The 21,865-nt window shown below is 75.3% G+C and carries 21 protein-coding genes, 1 pseudogene and 1 riboswitch; of the genes and pseudogenes, 7 read left to right on the forward strand and 15 right to left on the reverse strand.

Annotated elements, in window-relative coordinates; translation table 11 throughout:
- Window positions 1–4: 4 nt before the first annotated feature.
- Window positions 5–970 carry a zinc-binding dehydrogenase gene (locus QOZ88_RS13700; RefSeq protein ID WP_306000306.1) on the forward strand — a complete coding sequence of 322 codons (966 nt, stop codon included), beginning with the start codon at window positions 5–7 and terminating at the stop codon, window positions 968–970.
- Window positions 971–981: 11 nt separating this feature from the next.
- Complete coding sequence (locus tag QOZ88_RS13705; protein ID WP_306000307.1) at window positions 982–1,290, forward strand: hypothetical protein; 309 nt, start codon at window positions 982–984, stop codon at window positions 1,288–1,290.
- A gap of 6 nt (window positions 1,291–1,296) precedes the next feature.
- On the opposite strand, the gene QOZ88_RS13710 is transcribed toward QOZ88_RS13705, so the two are convergent.
- From QOZ88_RS13710 to lepA, 4 genes are all read right to left on the reverse strand, one after another.
- On the reverse strand, window positions 1,297–1,611 hold the full coding sequence (locus QOZ88_RS13710) for a DMT family transporter (protein WP_306000308.1): 315 nt from the start codon (window positions 1,609–1,611) through the stop codon (window positions 1,297–1,299).
- Window positions 1,612–1,622: 11 nt separating this feature from the next.
- Window positions 1,623–1,687: riboswitch (guanidine-III (ykkC-III) riboswitch) on the reverse strand.
- A 14-nt stretch (window positions 1,688–1,701) separates the two neighbouring features.
- Window positions 1,702–3,450, reverse strand: coding sequence for an MFS transporter (locus tag QOZ88_RS13715; protein ID WP_306000309.1), 1,749 nt, complete (start codon window positions 3,448–3,450; stop codon window positions 1,702–1,704).
- Window positions 3,419–4,123, reverse strand: a complete 705-nt coding sequence (locus tag QOZ88_RS13720; RefSeq protein WP_139206296.1) for an LppX_LprAFG lipoprotein — start codon at window positions 4,121–4,123, stop codon at window positions 3,419–3,421. The genes QOZ88_RS13715 and QOZ88_RS13720 overlap by 32 nt, the downstream gene beginning before the upstream one ends.
- Window positions 4,124–4,262: 139 nt before the next feature.
- Entirely contained in the window at window positions 4,263–6,113 is a 1,851-nt protein-coding gene (lepA, locus tag QOZ88_RS13725; protein WP_306000310.1) for a translation elongation factor 4, read from the reverse strand.
- A gap of 210 nt (window positions 6,114–6,323) precedes the next feature.
- Here lepA and rpsT point away from each other — a divergent pair, with 210 nt between their 5' ends.
- On the forward strand, window positions 6,324–6,584 hold the full coding sequence (gene rpsT / locus QOZ88_RS13730; RefSeq protein WP_306000311.1) for a 30S ribosomal protein S20: 261 nt from the start codon (window positions 6,324–6,326) through the stop codon (window positions 6,582–6,584).
- 167 nt (window positions 6,585–6,751) lie between these two features.
- Here rpsT and holA read toward each other — a convergent pair whose 3' ends face one another.
- From holA to QOZ88_RS13780, 10 genes and pseudogenes are all read right to left on the reverse strand, one after another.
- Entirely contained in the window at window positions 6,752–7,753 is a 1,002-nt protein-coding gene (holA, locus tag QOZ88_RS23200) for a DNA polymerase III subunit delta (protein ID WP_406568226.1), read from the reverse strand.
- Window positions 7,754–8,138: 385 nt separating this feature from the next.
- Window positions 8,139–9,497, reverse strand: a pseudogene (locus QOZ88_RS23205) (ComEC/Rec2 family competence protein); the annotation flags it as partial.
- A 689-nt stretch (window positions 9,498–10,186) separates the two neighbouring features.
- Complete coding sequence (locus QOZ88_RS13745) at window positions 10,187–11,032, reverse strand: ComEA family DNA-binding protein (protein ID WP_306000314.1); 846 nt, start codon at window positions 11,030–11,032, stop codon at window positions 10,187–10,189.
- A 137-nt stretch (window positions 11,033–11,169) separates the two neighbouring features.
- A complete protein-coding gene (locus tag QOZ88_RS13750) occupies window positions 11,170–12,063 on the reverse strand; it encodes a DegV family protein (protein WP_306000315.1) in 894 nt (297 codons plus the stop codon).
- A gap of 55 nt (window positions 12,064–12,118) precedes the next feature.
- The gene (locus QOZ88_RS13755; RefSeq protein WP_306000316.1) at window positions 12,119–12,880 is read right to left on the reverse strand and encodes a histidine phosphatase family protein; all 762 of its coding nucleotides are present in this window, start codon (window positions 12,878–12,880) and stop codon (window positions 12,119–12,121) included.
- On the reverse strand, window positions 12,877–13,308 hold the full coding sequence (gene rsfS, locus QOZ88_RS13760) for a ribosome silencing factor (RefSeq protein WP_306000317.1): 432 nt from the start codon (window positions 13,306–13,308) through the stop codon (window positions 12,877–12,879). The genes QOZ88_RS13755 and rsfS overlap by 4 nt, the downstream gene beginning before the upstream one ends.
- Window positions 13,305–14,048 carry a nicotinate-nucleotide adenylyltransferase gene (gene nadD / locus QOZ88_RS13765; protein ID WP_306000318.1) on the reverse strand — a complete coding sequence of 248 codons (744 nt, stop codon included), beginning with the start codon at window positions 14,046–14,048 and terminating at the stop codon, window positions 13,305–13,307. Before nadD ends, rsfS begins: the two co-directional genes overlap by 4 nt.
- A gap of 261 nt (window positions 14,049–14,309) precedes the next feature.
- On the reverse strand, window positions 14,310–15,737 hold the full coding sequence (locus QOZ88_RS13770) for a vWA domain-containing protein (protein ID WP_306000319.1): 1,428 nt from the start codon (window positions 15,735–15,737) through the stop codon (window positions 14,310–14,312).
- On the reverse strand, window positions 15,737–16,624 hold the full coding sequence (locus tag QOZ88_RS13775; protein WP_091933046.1) for an AAA family ATPase: 888 nt from the start codon (window positions 16,622–16,624) through the stop codon (window positions 15,737–15,739). The genes QOZ88_RS13770 and QOZ88_RS13775 overlap by 1 nt, the downstream gene beginning before the upstream one ends.
- 24 nt (window positions 16,625–16,648) lie before the next feature.
- Window positions 16,649–17,902, reverse strand: a complete 1,254-nt coding sequence (locus tag QOZ88_RS13780) for a glutamate-5-semialdehyde dehydrogenase (protein WP_306000320.1) — start codon at window positions 17,900–17,902, stop codon at window positions 16,649–16,651.
- 91 nt (window positions 17,903–17,993) lie between these two features.
- On the opposite strand from QOZ88_RS13780, the gene QOZ88_RS13785 reads away from it, so the two are divergent.
- Genes QOZ88_RS13785 through QOZ88_RS13800 form a run of 4 tightly spaced genes read left to right on the forward strand, consistent with a single transcriptional unit; the run spans window position 17,994 to window position 21,232 of the window.
- Complete coding sequence (locus tag QOZ88_RS13785) at window positions 17,994–18,941, forward strand: metal ABC transporter substrate-binding protein (RefSeq protein WP_306000321.1); 948 nt, start codon at window positions 17,994–17,996, stop codon at window positions 18,939–18,941.
- Entirely contained in the window at window positions 18,938–19,789 is an 852-nt protein-coding gene (locus tag QOZ88_RS13790; protein ID WP_306000322.1) for a metal ABC transporter ATP-binding protein, read from the forward strand. The genes QOZ88_RS13785 and QOZ88_RS13790 overlap by 4 nt, the downstream gene beginning before the upstream one ends.
- 1 nt (window position 19,790) lies before the next feature.
- On the forward strand, window positions 19,791–20,819 hold the full coding sequence (locus tag QOZ88_RS13795; protein WP_306000323.1) for a metal ABC transporter permease: 1,029 nt from the start codon (window positions 19,791–19,793) through the stop codon (window positions 20,817–20,819).
- Window positions 20,816–21,232: a Fur family transcriptional regulator gene (locus QOZ88_RS13800; RefSeq protein WP_306000324.1), complete on the forward strand. Its 417-nt coding sequence runs from the start codon at window positions 20,816–20,818 to the stop codon at window positions 21,230–21,232. The genes QOZ88_RS13795 and QOZ88_RS13800 overlap by 4 nt, the downstream gene beginning before the upstream one ends.
- A gap of 130 nt (window positions 21,233–21,362) precedes the next feature.
- On the opposite strand, the gene QOZ88_RS13805 is transcribed toward QOZ88_RS13800, so the two are convergent.
- On the reverse strand, window positions 21,363–21,845 hold the full coding sequence (locus QOZ88_RS13805; RefSeq protein WP_306000325.1) for a peptide deformylase: 483 nt from the start codon (window positions 21,843–21,845) through the stop codon (window positions 21,363–21,365).
- Window positions 21,846–21,865: the final 20 nt, after the last annotated feature.

The following is a 21,865-nucleotide window of genomic DNA, read 5'->3' on the forward strand; positions in this document are numbered from 1 at the left end:
GATCATGCTGGCTGCCTTCGTCTCCACGCCCGCCCCGAAGGACCCGCTCTCCGTGCTGGAGATCGGTGAGCGCCCCGAGCCCGAGATCCCGGACGGCTGGACGACGATCCAGGTCAAGGCGGTGTCGCTGAACCACCACGACCTGTTCAGCCTCCAGGGCATCGGCCTGCCCGCCGAGCGGATGCCGATGATCCTCGGCACCGACGCCGCCGGCATCGACGAGAACGGCAACGAGGTCGTCGTCCACGGCGTCATCTCCACGCCCGACTGGATGGGCGACGAGACGCTCGACCCGAAGCGGTCGCTGCTGTCGGAGGTGCACCAGGGCTCGATGGCGGAGAAGGTCGCCGTCCCCCGGCGCAACCTGCTGCCCAAGCCGGCCGGGCTCTCGTTCGCCGAGGCCGCCTGCCTGCCCACGGCATGGCTGACCGCCTACCGGATGCTGTTCGTGAAGTCCGGGTTGCGTCCCGGCCAGACCGTCCTCGTGCAGGGCGCCAGCGGCGGGGTGGCGACGGCGCTCATCGTGCTCGGCCGCGCCGCCGGCTACCGCATCTGGGTGACCGGCCGGAGCGAGGAGAAGCGTGCCGCAGCCCTCGCGCTGGGCGCCGAGCAGGCGTTCGAGAGCGGTGCCCGGCTGCCCGAGCGGGTCGACGGGGTCATGGAGACCGTCGGCGAGGCCACCTGGAGCCACAGCATCAAGTCGCTCAAGCCCGGCGGCGTGCTCGTCACCTCCGGCGCCACCACCGGCTTCAACCCCGGCGCGGAGCTCAACCGGGTGTTCTTCACCCAGCTGTCGGTCATCGGGTCGACCATGGGCACGAAGTCCGAGCTCGAGGCGCTGATCCGGATGTGCGCCGTCACCGGCGTCCGCCCGCAGATCGACGTCGAGCTGCCGCTGGCGGAGGCCCGCGAGGGCTTCGCGCGGATGCTCGAGGGGCGCACCAACGGCAAGATCGTCTTCACGCTCTGAGGAGGCCGCCGGTGATCGCCCGGATGTGGCGCGGATGGGTCCGCACGGAGGACCGCGACGCCTACGTCGAGTACATCGAGCGCACCGGTATGGCCGGGTACCGGCAGACGCCGGGGAACCGCGGCGCGCACATGCTCACCCGCGACCTCGGCGACGGGCGCACCGAGGTCGTGACCCTCAGCTTCTGGGACGACGAGGACGTCATCCGCGGGTTCGCCGGTGAGGAGATCGGGCGCGCCGTCTTCTACCCCGAGGACGACCGCTTCCTGGTCGACCGCGAGGTGACCGTCACCCACTTCACCGTCGCCTCCGGGGGCTGACCGGGCTCAGCTCACGACCTTGAGCCCGACGACGCAGCCGACGATGCCGGCCAGCAGCAGCACCCGCACCAGCGAGACCGGCTCCGCGCCGGTGACCATCGCGTAGGCGACGGTGAGCACCGCGCCGATGCCCACCCACACGGCGTAGGCGGTGCCCAGCGGCAGCTCGCGCATGGCGAAGGCGAGCCCGCCCATGCTCAGGACCAGCGCGACGCCGAAGACCACCGAGGGCACCAGCCGGGTGAAGCCGTGGGAACGGTCGAGCGCCGCCGCCCACACCGCTTCCAGCACCCCGGACAGCACCAGCACCAACCACGACATCGCGGGCTCCTCTGGCGCCGTCTTGTCGCACACCGGGTACGGCACCGCTCGTCCGGGAGCCGGGGGGGCTCCCCTCCACCATGGCACACGTCAGCGAACGTGTGCCGTGCCCCTCACCGGAGCACCGCGCAGGAGGACCAGGGCCGCCACCGCGGCCAGCCCGGCCGTGACCGCGGCACCGGCGAACACTGTGTGCAGCTGGGTGAGCACCGCCGCCTCGGTGGCGGCGTCGTAGGCCGCGCAGTCGGCCGGGCTCGCGGGGCAGAGCTCCATGGGGGTGCCGATCGCCGCCACCTCGGCGGTGAACCGGCGCAGCGCGACGGCGGTGAGCAGCGACAGCCCGGCCAGCATGCCGACGGTGCGCGCCACGACGGCCAGCGAGCTCGCGCTCCCGTGCACCCGCGGCGGGGTGACCGCCAGCAGCACCGCGTTCACCGGCGCGATGGCGAGCCCGAACCCGAGGCCCGCCGCGACCAGGACGACGGTGGACCACGCGCCGTCCAGCGACCGCTCGTCCCACCCGGTCATCGCGACGAAGGCCGCCGCCGCCAGGGCCATCCCCGCCCCGGCCACGACCCGGGGGGCCACCACCCGGCACAGCCAGCCCCCGGCCACCGCACCCACCGGCACGGCGACCAGCAGCCGCAGGAGCACCAGCGCTGCCCCCAGCTGGTCGCCCGGCGTCGTGGTCGCCCGGGCGAACAGCGGGACGTCGACGAGCGCGGCGACCAGCGCGGCACCCACGAACAGGTTGACCAGCAGCGCCCCCCACGCCCCGACCGGCCGGAGCGCCGCCAGCGGCAGCACCGGCTCCGCGGTGCGCCGCTCGTGCAGCACGAACAGGGCACCGGCGACGACGGCCAGCGGCAGGAGCACCCACCCGTGGGCGACCACCTGGCGGGCCGGGTCGGCGGCGGCGAACGCCCACACCAGGGCGCCCAGCGAGACGACGGCCAGCAGCGAGCCGACGACGTCCACCTCCCGTGCCAGCCGGCCGGATCCGCGCAGCGGCAGCACCGCGCCCGCGGGGTGCAGCAGGCTGCGTGCGACCAGGAGCACCGCCAGCAGGACGGTGGCCAGCAGCAGGGGCGCCGTCCACGCCGCGCCGTCGAGCAGCGGCACGTAGAGCAGGCCGAGGGTGACGTCCTCGGCGAGCGCGGGCGGCTCGGCGAGCAGCAGCCCCAGCGCGGTGACGGCCAGCGCGGCGAGCACCAGTGCGGCCGGATCCGGTCGCCTGACCCGCCCGGTGACGACGACGCCGGCGGCCAGTGCCACCCCGAGCAGCAGGTTGAGCCAGAAGATCGCGCGCCAGTCAGCGACGGCGAGCACCGCCGCGCCGGCCAGCGGGCCGAGGACCGCACCCGCCTCCTGCACGGCGCCCACGACGCCGAGCGGGACCGCCCGGCGCTCGGGTGGCCACCGGTCGGCGACCAGCGCGAGCGTGGCGGGCACCAGGCCACCCGCGCCGATCCCCTGCAGCCCGCGGCCGGCCACGGCGGGGCCCAGCGTCTCCGCCGTCGCCGTCAGCAGCGAGCCGAGGGCGAACAGCAGCAGGCAGCCGATGAGCACCGGTGCCCGCCCGCGCAGGTCGGCGAGCCGGCCCAGCAGCGGCAGCGTGGCGGTGTAGCCGAGCAGGAAGCCGCCGACGATGGGGGTCGCCTTCTGCAGCTCGTCCAGCCCCACCCCGATCCCGGTGAGGATGTCGGGCAGTGCCAGGACGACGACGTAGGTGTCGGCGGCCGTGACCAGCACGGCGAGGGTGGCGAGGACGATCGCGGCGGCCCCGGGAACCGCCCGGGCGCCGGCCTCAGCCGGTGGCCGGTGCGGTGATCTCGACATCGGCCCCGAAGTCGCTGAGCTCGAGGGTGTAGGTGGCGTCGGTGCCGGCCTCGAAGAAGGGGCCGGTCAGCTCGGCGCGGCGCAGCTCACCGCCGTCGGTGGCGATGGAGAACCTGGCCTGCACGGGCTGGGACGGGTCCTGGCTGGTGAGGATCTGCTGCACCAGGTCGCCGGGCAGCTCGGCGGTCACCTCGCGGACGACCGTGCCGTCCACCCGCCGCTCCTCCCCCAGCTCGGCCGACTCCGCCTCGACGAGCAGCTGCGAGATGCCGGTCTCTGGGTCGAGCAGCGCGCCGGGGTCACCGATGCCGAACTGCGCGGGGTCGATGACGCTGAAGCCGCTGGTGAAGGGCAGCTGGGCGTAGACGGTGCCGTCGACCGAGACGACCTCGAGGTCGAGGCTCGACCCGAGCGCCAGCACCTGCAGCGTCCCGTCGAAGGACGCCGGCCGGGCGATGTCGCCCTCCCCGCCCACCAGCACGGTGCCGCTGCTCGGCGCCCCCTCGCTGCCCAGCACGAAGTGCGCGCTCTCCGCCTCGTCGAGGGTCCGCTTGGCCCGCTCGAGCAGGGCGTCCGCCGACTCGGCGGGCTCGTCGGAACCGCAGGCGGCGAGCACCGGGCCGGCGAGCAGTGCCAGCGCGAGCAGCGGCACGGCGGTCCGGCGCAGCAGCATGACGTCCTCCCGTCGCGGCGGGACTCCCCCGGCCGTCGCGGCGGACACTAGCGCGCCGATCTCCTCAGCCGGCGACGGCGCGGGCCTCGGCGCTCGCAGCGGCCTCCGGCCTGCTACTGGACGTCGCCGTCCACTCCGCTCACTTCGGCTTGGCCGACGCGGTGGACTCGTTGGTGGAGAGGGCGGCGACGAACGCCTCCTGGGGGACCTCGACGCGGCCGACCATCTTCATCCGCTTCTTGCCCTCCTTCTGCTTCTCCAGCAGCTTCCGCTTGCGGGTGATGTCACCGCCGTAACACTTGGCGAGGACGTCCTTGCGGATGGCGCGCACCGTCTCGCGGGCGATGACCCGGGAACCGACGGCGGCCTGGATCGGCACCTCGAACTGCTGCCGCGGGATCAGCTCGCGGAGCTTGCCGGCCATCATCACGCCGTAGCTGTAGGCCTTGTCCTTGTGGACGATCGCGCTGAACGCGTCGACGGCCTCGCCCTGCAGCAGGATGTCCACCTTGACCAGCGAGGACTCCTGCTCGCCGGCCTCCTGGTAGTCCAGCGAGGCGTAGCCGCGGGTGCGGGACTTCAGCGCGTCGAAGAAGTCGAAGATGATCTCGCCGAGCGGCAGCGTGTAGCGCAGCTCGACCCGGGACTCGCTCAGGTAGTCCATCCCGCCGAGCTGCCCGCGGCGGCCCTGGCAGAGCTCCATGATGGCGCCGGTGTAGTCGCTGGGCGCGATGACCGTGGCGTTGACGACCGGTTCGTAGACCTTGTCGATCTTGCCCTCGGGCCAGTCGCTGGGGTTGGTCACCGTGTGCTCGGTGCCGTCCTCCATGATCACGCGGTAGACGACATTGGGCGCCGTCGAGATCAGGCTGATGCCCGCCTCGCGCTCCAGCCGCTCGCGCACGATCTCCAGGTGGAGCAGGCCCAGGAAGCCGACGCGGAAGCCGAAGCCCAGAGCCGCCGAGGTCTCCGGCTCGTAGACCAGCGCGGCGTCGTTGAGCAGCAGCTTGTCCAGCGCCTCGCGCAGCAGCGGGTACTCGCTGCCGTCGATCGGGTAGAGGCCGGAGTAGACCATCGGCTTGGGATCGCGGTACCCACCGATGGACTCCGTCGCGGGCTTGTGCTGCAGCGTGACCGTGTCGCCGACGCGGGACTGGCGGACGTCCTTCACGCCGGTGATGAAGTAGCCGACCTCGCCGACGCCGAGGGAGCCGACCGGCTTGGGCTCGGGCGAGATGACGCCGATCTCCAGCAGCTCGTGCGTGGCGCCGGTGGACATCATCTTGATCTTCTCGCGGGCGGCGATGCGGCCGTCGACGACGCGGACGTAGGTGATGACGCCGCGGTAGATGTCGTAGACCGAGTCGAAGATCATCGCCCGCGCCGGCCCCTCGGCCTCGCCCGTCGGAGCGGGGATGTCGGTGACGATCCGGTCGAGCAGCTCGGGCACGCCCTCCCCGGTCTTGCCGCTGACCCGCATGACGTCGTCGGGGTCGCAGCCGATGATGTGCGCGATCTCCGCGGCGTACTTCTCCGGCTGGGCGGCCGGCAGGTCGATCTTGTTGAGCACCGGGATGATCGTGAGGTCGTTCTCCAGCGCCAGGTACAGGTTCGCCAGCGTCTGGGCCTCGATGCCCTGTGCCGCGTCGACCAGCAGCACCGCACCCTCGCAGGCGGCCAGCGACCGGGACACCTCGTAGGTGAAGTCGACGTGGCCCGGGGTGTCGATCATGTCGAGCACGAACTCGGTGCCGGTGTCCTCGCCGGTCCGCGGCGTCCACGGCAGACGGACGTTCTGCGCCTTGATGGTGATGCCGCGCTCGCGCTCGATGTCCATGCGATCGAGGTACTGGGCGCGCATGTTCCGGCCCTCGACGATTCCGGTGACCTCGAGCATCCGGTCGGCCAGCGTCGACTTGCCGTGGTCGATGTGGGCGATGATGCAGAAGTTCCGGATGCGGGCCGGATCGGTGGCAGCAGGAGTCGTCACAGTGCCGCCATCGTCCCACGTCCGCGCCCCGGGTCGTAGGCGGGCGCGGTCGCCGGGTCGCACGAGGTGTGCGGGACGTCGCCGGACGGCGGGTTGGGGTGGCCGACGGGACGCTGGTATCTTTGCAGGCCGGTCCTGTGGCGCACGCCGCCCGGACGCACGAACGACTGTCAGAAGTACTCCCTCCTGTCGAGACACCGAGGCTCACGCGTGGCGAACATCAAGTCCCAGATGAAGCGGATCAAGACCAACGAGAAGGCGCGCCAGCGCAACGTTGCCGTCAAGTCCGCCCTGAAGACGGCCGTCCGGCGGGTGCGCACCGCCGCCGAGTCGGGGGACGCCGCGGCTGCGACCGCTGCCTACCAGGCCGCCGCCAAGCAGCTGGACAAGGCCGCCAGCAAGGGCGTCATCCACAAGAACCAGGCCGCCAACCGCAAGTCGGGTCTGGCGAAGCTCACCGCCGATCTCTGACCGGCCCGCGCCCACCCGGGCGCGCTCGACGACGAGCCCCCTCCCCTCGCGGGGACGGGGGCTCGTCGCGTTCCAGCCCGCTGCCCTGACGGAGTGCCCGTGACCTCCCTCGGACGCCGCTTCCTCGTCCTGCACGGGGGCGCTCAGCCGGACGCGGCCGTACCGGTTCAGCGCCCGGCGCGCACCCGCCCGCGACCGGTCTCGGCGCGGATGGTGACGATGCGCCGGATGGCCCGCTCGAGCGCGTAGTCGGCGCTGGCCGCGACACCCTTGACGTCGGCGTTGAGGTCGGCGGCCACGCCGAGGGCCTGCTGCAGCCCCTCAATGCTCCAGCCGCGCGCCTGCGCCTGGGCCTTCTTGACCTTCCACGGCGGCATCTTGAGCGTGCGGGCGAGGTCACCGGGGTTGCTGGAGCTCAGCGAGGCCACCCGCGCGGCGGTGCGGACCCCGTCGGCGATCGCGTCGGCGATGAGCACGTGGGCGATGCCGCGCTCCAGGGCCCAGCGCAGCATCTCGATGGAGCCGGCACGGTCACCGGTCAGCACGCGCTCGGCCACGGTGAACCCGGTGACCTCGGCCTGGCCGCGGTGGAACCGGGCGACGTCGTCGGCGTCGATGCTGCCGCCGAAGTCGGAGACCAGCTGCCCGGCCGCGGCCGAGAGCGACCGCAGGTCGGCGCCGATCGCGTCGACGAGCGCCGTGACGGCGTCGGGGGTGATGCGACCGCCCAGCTGGCGCACCTCGTTGCGCACGAAGGCGATGCGGTCGCCGACGGAGGAGACCTTGGGGCACTCGTCGACCGCGGCACCGGCGGCCTTGAACGCCTTGACCAGCGCCTCGTTCCGCTTGCCGCCGGAGTGCACGACGACCAGCGTCAGATCGGGGTCGGGCTCCTTGGCGTAGCCGGCGAGGGCGTCGGCCAGCGCGGTGGCCGCCTCCTGCACCCCGGTGACGACGACGAGCCGGTGACCGCCGAACAGGGACGGCGCCAGCACGTCGGCCAGCTCGCCGACCGGCAGGCCCATCGCGGCCAGCTCGTGCACCTCGCCGTCGGGGTGGCGGGCGAGCACCGCCCGGCGCACGGCCGCGACGGCGCGGGAGCGCAGCAGCTCCTCCTCGCCGATCACCACCCGGAGGCGCGACGTGGGCTCGACGGGGGCGGCAGGCACCTCCGCATGGTCCCACGCGGCACCGACGGTCCGTGGCGACCGCCCGGGCTGACGGGAGCGCGTCCGGGAGTGCGTCCGGGAGCCTGGAGCCGGGCGGTGCGGCCTGGCCGCCGGGGTCCGTGCCGCGCGCGGCGATCCCCCAGTCGCCGGCCGTGCCGACCACCGCGAGGTCGCCGTCCCGGTCGGTGCGGTGCACGCGGATGCCGGCGTCAGCCAGCCAGCCGAGCAGGCGCGGTGCCGGGTGCCCGTAGCCGTTGCCGGTCCCGACGGAGATCAGCGCACTTCGGGCCCCGGTGGCTGCGAGGAAGTCCGGGTCGGCGTCGCCGCTGCCGTGGTGCGGCACCTTGAGCACGTCGGCCCGCAGGTCGGCGCCGGTGCGCAGCAGGGCGGCCTCCTCGTCGGCGCCGATGTCGCCGGTGAGCAGCAGCCGTAGCCCGCCGACGGTCACCCGGGCGACCAGGGAGATCCCGTTGGGGTCGGCCGCCGCGGTGGCCCGGCGCGGGTCCGGTGCGAGCACCTCCACGCCGACCCCGGCCACGCTGCGGCGATTCCCCGGGACGAGGACCTCGCGCGTGCCGCCGGCCCGCCGGACGAGGGCGTCGACGCCCGGGGCGCGGTCGTCGGCCGGGGACAGGGTGCCGGTGGCCACCACGCCCACCGTGCGGCCGTCGAGCGCGCCGGCGAGCCCGCCGACGTGGTCGGCGTCCAGGTGCGACAGCAGCACGAGGGGCAGCCCGTCGATGCCCAGCCGGTCGAGGCAGCGGTCGATCGGTGCCGGGTCCGGGCCGGCGTCGACGAGCACCCCCTGCCCGTCGCCGAGGGGGAGCACCAGCCCGTCGCCCTGCCCGACGTCGCAAGCCACGACCAGCGCCCCGTCCGGCGGCCAGCCGTCGAGGCCCTGGCGCAGCGGCCAGCCCACCACCACCAGCGCGACCAGGGCCGCCAGCGCGAGCGGCCGCACCCGCGGGAAGCGCCACAGCAGGCAACCGGCTCCCAGCAGGAGCACGGCGAGCAGCAGCGCCCCGACCGTGCCGGCCGGCCAGCCGGCGACGGCGTCCGGCGCCGCGGCGGCCCGCTGCGCCACGAGCACGATCCAGCGCACCGGCCACCCGGCGAGCCCGACCAGCGCGTCCCCGGCCCAGGGCAGCACCAGGCCGGCCGGGGCGGCGAGCAGCCCGAGGACCGTCGCCGCGGGCACCGCCGGCGCCGCAAGCAGGTTGGCCGGCAGCGACACCAGGCTCACCGTGCCGGTCAGACCGGCGAGCACCGGGGCGGTCGCGAGCCCGGCGGCCGCGCTCACGGCCACGGCGTCGGCCGGCCACGCGGGCCAGCCGTGGCCGCGGAGCCGGCGTGCCCACGGCGGGGCCAGCAACACGATGGCCGCCGTCGCCACCACGGACAACGTGAACCCCGGGTCCCTCGCCAGCCCGGGCTCGACCAGGAGCAGCACGGTCACCGCCGCACCGAGCGCCGGCAGCGCCGCACGCGGCCGGCCGGAGGCGAGGGCGAGCAGCGTGACCGCGCCCATGGCGGCCGCCCGGAGCACGCTCGCGCTCGGCCGGGCCAGCACCACGAAGCCGACCAGCGCCAGCCCGCCCACCAGCGCCTGGCCCCGTCGGTCGACGGCGCGGCGCCGCAGCGGGCGGAGCACCCCGGCGACCACGATCGCCACGTTGGCGCCGGAGACGGCGGTCAGGTGGGCCAGGCCGGCCCGCTGGAACTCCTCGTCCAGCACCGGGTCCATCCGGCTGGTGTCGCCGACCACCAGCCCCGGCAGCAGTCCACCCGCCCGGTCGTCGAGCACCCGCTCCGAGGCGGCACCCAGGGAGTGCCGGAGGTCGCCCGCCACGCGCTGGACCGTCCCCGGTCCGCCGACCGGTTCCGGCGGGCCGCGTGCGGACAGCACCGCCACCACGTCGTCGCCGACCCCGGGCAGCCCGAGGCCGGCGCGCACCCGCAGCTGCTGCCCGGGCAGCCGACCGGCCCAGCCCTCGGCGTCCGCGAACACCAGGACCGCGTCGTCCAGGTGGTGCACGGTGCCGCCGTCGAGGAGCTCCGTGACATCGGCCTCGAGGAGCACGCGCGGCCCACCGGCGCCGCCCGCCAGCACCCGGGGATCGCCGCGCACGGTGAGGACGACCTCCGCCTCCCGGCCCGCCTCGGCCGCCGCCTGCAGCGGGGAGGCCTCCCGGGCGGCTTCCCGCACGGCCGCGGTGCCGGAGCCGACCGCGACCCCGGCCAGGACGACGAGCGCGACGGTCGCCGCCGGGCCCCGGGTGCGCGCGAGGAGCGCCGCCGCACCGAGCGCGGCCCCCGCGATCAGCGCCAGCGCGGACCACCGCAGCAGGGGCGCCACCAGGCCCGTACCCCACACGGCACCCGCGAGCGGCCAGAGCCGCAGGTCCAGCACCCGCCGGCGGTCCGGCCCGGTGCTCACACCCGCACCAGCTCGGCGAGCTCCGCGGCCTTGGCCGGGCCGATGCCCGGCACCTCGTCGAGCTCCTCGACGCTGCCGAAGGCCCCGGTGCGCGTGCGGTGGTCGACGATCCGCTGGGCCAGGACCGGCCCGATGCCCGGGAGCGCGTCGAGCTCCGCGACCCCGGCGGTGTTCAGGTCCACGCGGCCCCCGGCACCCGCCGCACCGGGGGCCGCGGCCGTCTGCGGTCCCCCAGCCACCGCACCGGGCACCCCGACCGCGATCTGCTGCCCGTCGGAGAGGGGCGCGGCCAGGTTCACCGAGGCGGGATCGGCGTCGGGCAGCAGCCCGCCGACGGCTGCGATCGCGTCCGCGACCCGCGCGCCGGCGGGCAACGTCACCAGACCGGGCCGCGCCACCTGCCCGACCACGGCGACCACCACGGCCGAGGACGTACGGGCCGGCTCCCCCGCCGGCGGCCCGGTGGGGGCGGGAGTGCCCGGCGCGGCCGTCACGGGCGCGGGCGCCGCCGCCGGTTCCACCCGCGGCCGGTCCGCCCACGTCCAGGCCAGCAGGAGCAGGACCGCCACGACGGCAGCCGCCCAGACGGCCCGGCCGCCCATGCGGCCGGCGTCCCAGCGCGGCGTCGAGCCCGGTGCGCGGTGCCGTCCTCCCCCGGCCGGCCGGTCCCGCGGGAGATCGGGGTCCACCGGCACGGTGATCCGGTCGTCGGCCGGCCACCCGGGCCCGTCCTCGTCGTCGGGCAGCCAGCCGCCCGGGGCCGGCCGGGGCTCGGCCAGGACGGCGCGCAGCCGGGCGCGGATGACGTCGGCGTCGTCGTCGCGGCGGGCAAGGAGGCGCACCCCGGCGACGCTAGGGAGCCCCACCCCCGCCGCACCCGGTCACGGCGGATCTGTGGACGAGCGGCCCGGCTGTGGACGGACCGGGGCCCGATCCGCGGGCGGTTCGGCACCCTGTGCCGGTGCCGCCCCGTTCGCGATCAGCCCGCGCTCTCGCCCGCGTCGCCGGCCGGTGGCTCCGCCGGCTCGGGACCCGTGGAGACGACCACCCCGACAGCTCCGGGCCCCACGTGCGCGCCGATCGCGGCGCCGAGCTCGCTCACGTGCAGCTCGCGCAGCCGGGGCACGCGCGCCCGCAGCTCGGCCACCAGCCGGTCGGCGCGCTCGGCGGCGGCGAGGTGGTGCACGGCGAGGCGCACCTCCCGCTCCCCCGCGTGCTCGACGACGTGCTGCACGAGGTGGGCCAGCGCCCGCGCCGAGGTGCGCACCTTCTCCAGCGGCACCACCCGGCCGTCGACCACGTGCAGCACCGGCTTGACCGCCAGCGCCGAACCGAGGACGGCGGCCGCCGAGCCGATCCGCCCGCCGCGGCGCAGGTGCTCCAGCGTGTCGACCACGAACAGGGTGCGGGTGCGCGCGGCGGCGTCCACCGCGATCCGCCGCACCGTGTCGCCGTCGGCACCCCCGGCGGCCGCCCGGGCTGCTTCCAGCACCGCGAAGCCGGTGCCCATGGCCGCCGAGCGGGAGTCGACGACGGAGACGATGTGCTCCCCCACCTGCGAGGCGGCGACGCGGGCGGCGTCCCAGGTGCCGGAGAGCTCGGCGGACAGGTGCACCGACACGATCCGGTCGGCTCCCCCGTCCAGCGCGGCGCGGTAGGCGGCGACGAAGTCCCCCGGCGTGGGCCGCGACGTCGACACCCGCTGGCCCCGCGTCGACAGCGCCTTCGCCACGTCCTCGGAGCTGACGTCCTCGCCCTCGCGCCCCGACCGGCCGGCCAGGACGACGTAGAGCGGGACTACCCGGACGCCGAGCTCGTCCGCGAGCGCGCGCGGCAGGTAGGCCGTCGAATCGGCGAGGACGGCGACGGGCATTCGGCGAGGCTAACCGCCGCCGCGCCCCGGGGCCCTGCGCGGTGGCGCCGGCCGGTCAGCCGACCGCGTCGGCGTCCTGGGCCGGACCGTCGCCCGGCCGGTCACCGGCCGCGCCGGGAGCGCCCTGTTCGGGGTCGGCGCGGAGCCGCTCCGGGCCGGGTGCGGCCAGCCCCTCGGGGAGCGGACCGGCCGATGCGTTGTGCCGCAGCAGCCGCCACCGGCCGCTCTGCCGGGCCAGCTCGCTCCACGCGCAGTTGCCCAGCGGCCCGAACACCCGCCGGTGGTCGGGGCCCAGCTCCAGCAGCGTCTCGATCATCCGGCCGCTGGTACCACCGTGGGTCACCACCACGGCCAGGTCGGCCGGCGGCAGGTCGGCGAGCGCGGCCAGCACCCGGGCGACGACCGCCGGGGCCTCCTCACCGCCGCGGCCGCGCACCGGGCGCCCGGCCAGCCAGTCCGCGTACTGGTCGGGGTACCGGTCGGCGACCTCGTCCCTGGTCAGGCCCTCCCAGGAGCCCATGCCGTGCTCGCGCAGCCGGGAGTCCAGCCGCAGCGGCACGTCCAGCAGCGAGGTCAGGGCCCGGGCGGTGTCCGCCGCACGGCCGAGGTCGCTGGCGACCACCGCGGTGGACCGCTTCCCGAGCCCGGCGGCCGCCACGAGGTGCGGCGCGGCGTGGGCCGCCTGGGCCCGCCCGACGTCGTCCAGCGGCGGGTCGAGCTGCCCCTGGAACCGTCCGGCCGCATTCCACCCGGTCCGCCCGTGCCGCCAGACGACCAGTCGGGTCACCGGCAGCTCGGGCAGGGCCGGGGCCGTCACTGGCCGGCCGTCTCCGCGACGGACGGGGAGCCGGGGTCTGCCGCGTCACCCGTGCCGGACGCGGGACGGGCAGCGTCGGTGAAGGGGATGGCGGGGCAGTCCTTCCACAACCGCTCGAGGGCGTAGTAGGCCCGCTCCTCGGCGTGCTGCACGTGCACCACCACGTCGACGAAGTCCAGCAGCACCCAGCGGGCCTCGGCGACGCCCTCGCGGCGGACCGGCTTGACGCCGTGCTCCCGGAGCCGCTCCTCGACCTCGCCGACGATGGCCTGGACCTGCCGCTCGTTGGGTGCGGAGGCGAGGACGAACGCGTCGGTGATGGCGAGCCGATCGCTGACGTCGACGATGGTGACGTCGGTGGCCAGCTTGTCCGCGGCTGCCTGGGCGGCGCGCAGCGCGGTCTCCCGGGCCTCGGGCGAGGCGGTCATTCGGGCACCTCCTGGAGGTGGGACGTCGTGGGTGGGGTGCGCGAGCCGGACGGTCCGGGGGTGGTCCCCGGCCCGGCCGGCGGGCGATCGTAGGTGGGGCGGTCGCCCGCCGGGCGGTCGTCGCGGACGAGCCCGGTGGCCGGGCGCCGCGCGGTGCTCCGGTAGAGGCCGCGCTTCTCGATGTACTGGACGACGCCGTCGGGCACGAGGTACCAGACCGGCATCCCGCGGCCCACGCGATCGCGGCAGTCGCTGGAGCTGATCGCGAGCGCGGGGATCTCCACGAGGCTGACCCCGCCCTCGGGCAGGTGGCTGTCGGCCAGCGTGTACCCCGGCCGCGTCACGCCGATGAAGTGGGCCAGGTCGAAGCACCGGGCGCCGTCGCGCCAGGTCATGATCTGGGCCAGGGCGTCGGCGCCGGTGATGAAGAACAGCTCCGCCCCCGGGCGCTGGGCCTGGAGGTCGGTGAGGGTGTCGAAGGTGTACGTGGGACCGCCCCGGTCGATGTCGACCCGGCTCACGGAGAACCGCGGGTTGGACGCCGTCGCGATCACGGTCATGAGGTAGCGGTCCTCGGCCGGGCTGACCTGCTCGTCGCTCTTCTGCCACGGCTCGCCGGTGGGCACGAACACGACCTCGTCGAGCCCGAACAGCCCGGCCACCTCGCTGGCGGCGACCAGGTGCCCGTGGTGGATGGGATCGAAGGTCCCACCCATCACGCCGACTCGTCGCCCCGCCACCGGCCGAGCGTATCCGGGCCGCGCCGGGGGGCGCCGGGAGGACCGGCCCCGTGCGGGACCGGCCGGCTGCCGCCACGTCGACACGGCGACACGGCGACACGGCGACACGGCGACAGGTCGCCCGGTCGGCACGGCGGCACGGCGGCACGGCGACAGGTCGCCCGGTCGGCACGGCGGCACGGCGGCACGGCGACAGGTCGCCCGGTCGGCACGGTGACAGGTCGCTCTCGCGATCTCTCGACGTGCCAGCACGTCGAGAGATCAGAGCGTGGTGACGAAGTCGGCCAGCTGCGCGGCGTTGCGGCACTCGACCATGTCGATCACCTCGCCGTACCGCTCGGCCGCGGAGTCGCCGCTGCCCCACAGCCGGCGCGGCTCGGGGTTCAGCCAGTGCGCCGAGCGGGCCTTGCCCACGAGCCCGGCCAGCACCGGGACCCCGGGCTGCCGGTAGTTGGTGCGCCCGTCGCCGAGCACCAGCAGCGACGTCTTCGGCCCGATCGCCGAGGTCCAGCGGTCGGCGAACACCTCGAACGCGGTGCCGTAGTCGCTGTGCCCGTCGAAGCCCACGACCTGCGCCTCCCGGCCGATCCGCGCGATCGCGTCGGCGACGTCGACCCCCGGGCTGAAGAACCGGGTCACCTCGTCGGTGGAGTCGACGAACGCGAACGCCCGCACGCCGGTGAAGTGCTCGCGCAGCGCCTGGGTGAGCATCAGCGTGAAGTGGCTGAAGCCGGCCACCGAGCCGCTGATGTCGCAGAGCACGACCAGCTCGGGCTTGTGCACCTTGCGCGGCCGGTGGTGGGTGACGACGGGGACGCCCCCGGTGCCCAGCGAGGCGCGCACGGTCTTGCGGAAGTCCAGCCGGCCCTGGCGCCCCATCTTCCGGCGGGCCGACAGCCGGACGGCGAGCCGGCGGGCCAGCGGGGCCACCGACCGCCGCAGCTCGGCCAGATCGGCCGACTGTGCGCGCAGGAAGTCGACCTGGTCGGCGAGCGGCCGGACGGCGTTCTTCGCCACCCGGTCGCGCCCCTTCTCCGCCGCCGTGCGCCGGCGCACCTCGGCCTCGACCGCCGTCCGGAAGGCCGCCAGCCGGTCGCGCACCGTCTGCCGCGCCACCTGCTCGGCCAGCCCGCCGCGCCCGCCGTCACCGAGCAGCCCGGCGAGCAGCTGCGCCACCAGCGTGTCCGGCGAGAGCGCCCGCATCACCCGGTAGCTGAAGTAGGACTGCCCCGAGGGCGTCGGCTGCCCCTGGCCCAGCTGGTCCACGGCGTCCCGCGCGAACCGGCGCAGGGCCTCGGGGTCGCCGTCGGTCAGCAGCCGCAGCAGCTCGGCCCGCATGAGCTCGGCGAGCGCGGCGTCGTCCGGCACGTCCAGCGTGGACTCCCCCGGCTCGCCCGCGCCGTCGCCGTCTTCCGCCTCCGGCGCCGGCCGGTCGCCCAGCGGCCACCACAGGTCGAACAGGACGTCGTAGGCATCGCGCTGGGCCGCCCGCTGGAGCAGCACCGCGGCCAGCCCGTGGCGCAGCTGCTCGCGGTCGAGCAGGTCCACGACGGTGAGGATCTCCGCGGCGTCGACGGCCTGGCTGATGCCGACCGGGATGCCGGCCTCGCGGACCGCCCGCACGAACCCGTCCAGGTGCCCGACGAGCCCCCCGGGCTCCGTCGGGTTCCCCTGCGGAGCAGCGTGCATCAGTTCAGCCGCAGCTCGGCCGCGGCCCGGGTCTGGTCGCTGGCGTGCTTGAGCACGACGCCGAGCGTCGCGGCCATCGCCGGCTCGTCGAGGGTGTCCAGACCGAGCTCCAGCAGCGTCTGCGCCCAGTCGAGGGTCTCCGAGATCGACGGCGACTTCTTCAGCTCCAGCCCGCGGAGCGCCCGCACCGTCGCGACCAGCTGGTCGGCCAGCCCCGAGGCGAGGTCGGGCACGCGGGACAGCACGATCTCCCGCTCCCGCTCGGCGCTCGGGTAGTCCAGCGCCAGGTACAGGCAGCGCCGCTTGAGCGCCTCGGAGAGCTCACGCGTGGCGTTGGAGGTGAGGACGACGGTCGGCCGGCGGGTCGCGGTGACCGTGCCGAGCTCGGGGATGGTGACCTGGAAGTCGCTGAGCACCTCCAGCAGCAGGCCCTCCACCTCGACGTCGGCCTTGTCGGTCTCGTCGATGAGCAGCACGGTCGGCTCGGTGCGACGGATCGCGGTGAGCAGCGGCCGGGCGAGCAGGAACTCCTCGCCGAAGATGTCGTCGTGGACGGTGTCCCAGTCCGCGCCCCCCTCGGCCTGCGACGCCTGGATGCGCAGCAGCTGCTTCTTGTAGTTCCACTCGTACAGCGCGCGGGCCTCGTCCAGACCCTCGTAGCACTGCAGCCGGATGAGCTCGGACCCGGTGGCGGCGGCCAGCGCCTTGGCCAGCTCGGTCTTGCCCGTGCCCGCCGGCCCCTCCACCAATAGCGGCTTGCCCAGGCGGTCGGCGAGGAAGACCGTCGTCGCGATCTGGGCGTCGGGCAGGTAGCCGGCGGTGGACAGCCGCTTGCTGACGTCCGCGACCGACGAGAAGTTCGGGGACTGCGACGGCGGGCGGGGCATGCGGCTCCTCGAGAGGGGGCGGGGTCAGCGCGTGTGGCCGGACCCCGTGACGACGTAGGTGGTCGAGGTGAGCTCGGGCAGGCCGAGCGGGCCCCGGGCGTGCAGCTTCTGGGTGGAGATACCGATCTCGGCGCCGAAGCCGAACTCGCCGCCGTCGGTGAACCGGGTGGAGGCGTTGACCAGCACGGCGGCGGCGTCCACCCCGGCGGTGAACTCGGCGATGGCGCGGGCGGAGTCGGCGACGATCGCCTCGGTGTGGCCGGTGCTCCACCGCGCGATGTGGTCCAGCGCCTGCGGCAGGTCGTCGACGACCCGCACCGCCATGTCCATCGACAGGTACTCGGTGCCCCAGTCCTCGTCGGTGGCCGGGACGACCCCGTCGTGGGCCGAGCGGGCGGCGTCGTCGCCGTGCAGCGCGACCCCGGCGTCGGCGAGCGCCGCCAGCAGCCGCGGCAGGAACGGCACGTCGCGGTGCACCAGCAGCGTCTCGGCGCTGTTGCAGACGCTCACCCGGTGGGTCTTGGAGTTGAGCACGACCGCCTCGGCGATCTCCGGGTCGGCCGAGGCGTCGACGTAGACGTGGCAGTTGCCCTCGCCGGTCTCGATCACCGGCACCCGCGACTCCCGGACGACCCGCTGGATCAGCGAGGCGCCGCCGCGCGGGATGACGACGTCGACGAGGCCTCGCGCGTTCAGCAGCTCCCCCACCGACGCGCGGTCGGCCGGGAGGAGCTCGACGAAGCCGGCGGGCAGACCCGCCTTCTCCCCCGCCTCGGCGAGGACGGCGAGCAGCGCGGTGTTGGTGCCGAACGCCGAGGCCGAGCCGCGCAGCAGCGCCGCGTTACCGCTCTTGAGGCAGAGCCCGGCGGCGTCGACGGTCACGTTGGGCCGGGCCTCGTAAATGATGCCGACGACGCCGAGCGGCACGCGGACCTGCTTGAGCTCCAGGCCGTTGGCCAGCCGGGAGCCGCGGACGACGTCGCCTACCGGGTCGGGCAGCGCGACCAGCTGGCGCAGCGCCTCGGCGACCCCGGCGACCCGGCCGGCGTCCAGCCGCAGCCGGTCGACGATCGCCTCGGGCGTGCCGTCGGCCCGCGCCGCGGCGACGTCGGCCGCGTTGGCGGTCAGGATCTCGTCGGTGCGCTCCACCAGCGCCTCGGCCATCGCCGTCAGCGCGGCGTCCTTGGTGTCCGTCGGCAGGGTGCGGAGCACCCGGGAGGCAGCCTTCACGCGCAGCGCGGCGGCACCGATCAGCGGCAGGCCGGAGATGTCGGACACACCGAGATCTTACGCGCGCGCCGGGACGGGTCCTCCGGCGCGACCCGGGACCGGCCCAGCCGACCGTTGTGCGAGAATGATTCTCATGCACATGACGTCGATCCGCCGCAGCGCGGTCGTGCTCGGTTCGGCCACCTGCCTGCTGCTCACCGGGTGCGGGGACGCGGGGACCGGCGGCGGACCGGGCGAGCGACAGCTGTCCGTGCTCGCCGGCTTCTACCCGCTGCAGTGGGCCGCCGAGCGCGTCGGCGGCGAGCGCGTGTCGGTCACCTCGGCCACCCCGCCCGGCGCCGAGCCGCACGACCTCGAGCTCACGCCGCAGGACGTCGCCGCGATCTCCGAGGCGGACCTGGTCGTCCACGTCGAGGGTTTCCAGCCCGGCCTGGACGAGGCGGTCGCCTCCGAGGCCGCCGATGCCGCCTGGGACGCGGGGCAGGCGGCCGACCTGTCGCTGACGACCACCGGGGAGGACGACCACGCCCACGAGGGCGAGGAGGAGCACGCCGAGGAGGGTGCATCGGTCGACCCGCACTTCTGGCTGGACCCCACCCGCCTGGCCGACGTCGCCGACGCGCTCGCCGAGCGGCTCACCGAGCTGGACCCGGACGGCGCGGACACCTACGCGGGCAACGCCGCGGCGCTGCGCGCCGACCTGGAGGCCCTCGACGCGGAGGTGCAGGAGGCGCTCTCGGGCTGCGCGGTGGACACCCTGGTGACGAGCCACGACGCCTTCGGCTACCTCGGCGACCGCTACGGTCTGGACGTGGTCGGCATCAACGGTCTCAGCCCGACGCAGGAGCCCAGCGCGGCCCAGCTCGCCGAGATCACCGAGCTGGTGGCCGACCGCGGCATCACCACCGTCTACACCGAGACGCTCGTCGACCCGGCGGTGGCCGAGACCGTGGCCGCGGAGGCCGGCGTCGAGACCGCCGTCCTCGACCCGCTCGAGGGCCTGACCGACGAGTCGGCCGGCGAGGACTACCTCGAGGTCATGCGCGCCAACCTGGCCACCCTGCAGGAGGGTCAGAACTGCTCGTGACCGGCCGCACCCTCGCCGGGCAGCACCCGACGCAGCCCGGTCGTGATCTCGCGATCGGGCTCCGCGGCGCCAGCATCGGCTACGGCGACGTTCCCGTGGTCCAGGACGTCGACCTCACCGTGCGCCCCGGCGAGGCGATCGCCGTCCTGGGGTCCAACGGATCGGGGAAGACCACCCTCGCGCGCGGCCTGCTCGGCCTGGCCTCCGTGCTCGGCGGGGAGGTGACGGCGCTCGGCGCGCCCGTGGGGCGGCTACGCGAGCGGGGCCGGGTCGGCTACGTGCCGCAGCGGCACACGGTGAGCGGTGCCGTGCCGGCCACCGTCCGCGAGGTGGTCGGCGTCGGCCGGCTCGCCCGGCGCGGGCTGCTCGGCCGGCCGACGGCCGCCGACCGGGTGGCGGTGGCCGACGCCATCGACGCGGTGGGGCTCGGCGACCGCGCGCGCGATCCGGTGGCCTCCCTGTCGGGCGGCCAGCAGCGCCGCGTGCTCGTGGCCCGGGCGCTGGCCGCCGAGCCGGAACTGCTGATCATGGACGAGCCGACCGCCGGGGTCGACGCCGCCAGCCAGCAGACCCTCGCCCGGGTGCTGGCCGAGGTGTCCGGGCGCGGGACGACCCTGCTGGTGGTCACGCACGAGGCGGGTCCGCTCGCCGGCCTCCTGACCCGCGCCATCGTCGTCGACCACGGGCGGATCCGCTACGACGGGCCCCTCGCCGGGGCCGGCCCGCTCGCCGGCGACGCCGGGCACCACCACCCGGGCGACGCCGAGGAGCACCAGGGGACCGCCTACCGCCAGCACCAGCCGTGGACCGCGTCCCGCCCGGTGGGCGCCCGCGACGGGGAGCAGTGACGTGGAGATCCTCCAGTACGAGTTCATGCAGCGGGCGCTGCTGGCCAGCCTGATGGTGGGGCTGGCCGCGCCGGCGGTCGGCATCTTCCTGGTCCAGCGCCGGCTGTCGCTGCTGGGCGACGGCCTCGGGCACGTGGCGCTCGTCGGCGTGGGCGTCGGCGTCCTCACCTCGACCGCGCCGGTAGGCGCCGCGCTCGTGGCCGCGATCGCCGGGGCGGTGCTCATCGAGCTCGTCCGCGCCCGCGGCCGGACCAGCGGCGACGTGGCGCTCGCCGTCCTCTTCTACGGGGGCATCGCCGGCGGCGTGGTGCTGCTCAGCCTGGCGCCCCCCGGCCAGGCGACCAACCTCGACGCCTACCTGTTCGGGGCGATCACGACGACGAGCGCCGGCGACCTGGTGGCGTTCGGCGTCATCACCGTGGTGATCCTCTCGGTCGTGTGGCTGCTCGGGCAGCGGCTGTACGCGGTGAGCGACGACGAGGAGTACGCCCGCGCGGTGGGCCTGCCGGTGCTGGCGCTCAACGTGGTGCTCGCCGCGCTGGTGGCCTCGACGGTCGTGCTGTCGATGCGGGTGGTCGGCCTGCTGCTGATCAGCGCGCTGATGATCCTGCCCAGCGCCGTAGCCCAGCTGCTGGCCGGCAGCTTCCGGCAGGCGCTGCTGCTGGCCTGCGGCATCGGCCTGGTGGTCAGCGTCGCCGGCACCACGGCCTCGTACTACACGGGCACGCCGTCGGGCGGCACGATCGTGCTGCTGGCGATCGCGCTGTTCCTGCTCGTCACGCTGGCCGTCGCCGTCCGGGAGGCCACGGGCCGGCGGCGGCACCGGCGTAGGGTCGGCCTGCACGCCGCCCACCCCCACGAGCACGGGGAGGGCTGCGGCCATCGGCCGGTCCCGCACGGCGACCACGTGGACTACGACCACGACGGCCACCTGCACGCGCCGCACCGGACCGGCACGGGCGTGCACTACGACGAGCACGGCGAGCACCCGGTGCCGACACGGGTGGAGGGAAAGGCAGGCCGATCGTGAGCTCCCCCGACACCGCTCCCCCTGTCCGCCGGCAGACCCGCCAGCGCACCGCCGTCCTGGAGCTGCTCGACGAGCTCGACGGCTTCCGGAGCGCCCAGGACCTGCACGCCCTGCTGCGCGAGCGCGGCGACTCGGTGGGCCTGGCGACCGTCTACCGGGCACTGCAGGCGCTGGTCGACGACGGCCTGGTCGACGTCCTGCGCAGCGGCGAGGGCGAGGCCGCCTACCGGCGCTGCTCGCCGGTGCACCACCACCACCTGGTGTGCCGCTCCTGCGGGCGCACCGTGGAGGTCGCCGACCCGCCGGTGGAGCGGTGGGCGGCCAGGATCGCCGCCGAGCACGGCTTCGCCGACGTGCAGCACGAGCTGGAGGTGTTCGGCACCTGCGGGAGCTGCGCCGCGGCGCACGCTTGAGCATCGGATGATGTGCGCTGCCGCCCACTTCCAGGCGCCGGAAGTGGGCGTCGGTGCACTTCGTCGGCCGGTCACGGGGCTCGCGCCGGGGAGCTGCGCTGCCGCCCGCTGACGAACGCCGCGGGACGCGTCAGCGCTCGCGCAGCGCCCGCAGGGCACTCTTCCGGGCGTCACCGGTGAGCCGGTCGAGGAACACCTTGCCGTCGAGGTGGTCGACCTCGTGCTGCAGGCAGCGGGCCATGAGCCCCTCCCCCTCCAGCCGCAGCGGCTTGCCGTCGACGTCGAAGCCCTCCGCGACGCAGCGCATCGCGCGCACGGTCGGCGCCCAGATCCCCGGCACCGACAGGCAGCCCTCGTCGCCGTCCTGGATCTCCTCCGAGCGCTCGACGATGACCGGGTTGACCATGTGCCCGATGACGCCGTCGATGTTGTAGGAGAACGCGCGCACGTTGACGCCGATCTGCGGTGCCGCGACCCCGGCCCGGCCGGGGTGGTCGACGGTCTCCTCCAGGTCGCGGACCAGCGCGGCCAGCCAGCCGTCGAAGGCCCGGACCGGGTCCGAGGGGGTGCGCAGCACCGGGTCGCCGAGTTCGCGGATGGGGCGGATCGTCACCGGGTCAGTCTCTCAGCCGG

Origin of the sequence: Blastococcus carthaginiensis (assembly GCF_030731085.1) — a bacterium.
Taxonomy (GTDB): Bacteria; Actinomycetota; Actinomycetes; order Mycobacteriales; family Geodermatophilaceae; genus Blastococcus; species Blastococcus carthaginiensis.

Excerpts from the sequence above, each read along its gene's own strand:
- QOZ88_RS13715 (WP_306000309.1), bottom strand. The coding sequence starts at position 3,450 with ATGTCGAGATCACCGCACCGGCCACCGGCTGAGGCCGGCGCCCGGGCG.
- QOZ88_RS13700 (WP_306000306.1), top strand. The coding sequence starts at position 5 with ATGCTGGCTGCCTTCGTCTCCACGCCCGCCCCGAAGGACCCGCTCTCC.
- QOZ88_RS13720 (WP_139206296.1), bottom strand. The coding sequence starts at position 4,123 with ATGCTGCTGCGCCGGACCGCCGTGCCGCTGCTCGCGCTGGCACTGCTC.
- QOZ88_RS13710 (WP_306000308.1), bottom strand. The coding sequence starts at position 1,611 with ATGTCGTGGTTGGTGCTGGTGCTGTCCGGGGTGCTGGAAGCGGTGTGG.
- QOZ88_RS13775 (WP_091933046.1), bottom strand. The coding sequence starts at position 16,624 with ATGCCCCGCCCGCCGTCGCAGTCCCCGAACTTCTCGTCGGTCGCGGAC.
- QOZ88_RS13770 (WP_306000319.1), bottom strand. The coding sequence starts at position 15,737 with ATGCACGCTGCTCCGCAGGGGAACCCGACGGAGCCCGGGGGGCTCGTC.
- QOZ88_RS13785 (WP_306000321.1), top strand. The coding sequence starts at position 17,994 with ATGACGTCGATCCGCCGCAGCGCGGTCGTGCTCGGTTCGGCCACCTGC.
- QOZ88_RS13750 (WP_306000315.1), bottom strand. The coding sequence starts at position 12,063 with ATGCCCGTCGCCGTCCTCGCCGATTCGACGGCCTACCTGCCGCGCGCG.
- rsfS (WP_306000317.1), bottom strand. The coding sequence starts at position 13,308 with ATGACCGCCTCGCCCGAGGCCCGGGAGACCGCGCTGCGCGCCGCCCAG.